Consider the following 277-nt stretch of genomic DNA (forward strand, 5'->3'; position numbering starts at 1 on the left):
TTAAAAATATAAAATGGGGCGACTGATGGGAATCGAACCCACGAATGCCTGAACCACAATCAGGTGCGTTAACCACTTCGCCACAACCGCCAAAATAATATAGTTGAGGTTTAACAACTTAAACCTTGAAATTTAATTGGTTGCGGGGACAGGATTTGAACCTGCGACCTTCGGGTTATGAGCCCGACGAGCTACCAGACTGCTCCACCCCGCGGCAATATAAGTTAAAGATTATTCCTTTTTTCGTGAAATATTGAAAGTTATTTTCACTATCGTG

Annotated in this window: 2 tRNA genes; both read right to left on the reverse strand. The window is 42.2% G+C overall.

The window, feature by feature from the left end:
• Positions 1-14: 14 nt before the first annotated feature.
• Positions 15-90: transfer RNA gene (locus tag CHI06_RS29180), tRNA-His, on the reverse strand.
• A 47-nt stretch (positions 91-137) separates the two neighbouring features.
• A tRNA-Met gene (locus CHI06_RS29185) sits at positions 138-214 on the reverse strand.
• Between the last annotated feature and the right edge of the window lie 63 nt (positions 215-277).

Source organism: Bacillus sp. 7884-1 (assembly GCF_002272245.1).
GTDB lineage: Bacteria > Bacillota > Bacilli > Bacillales > Cytobacillaceae > Neobacillus.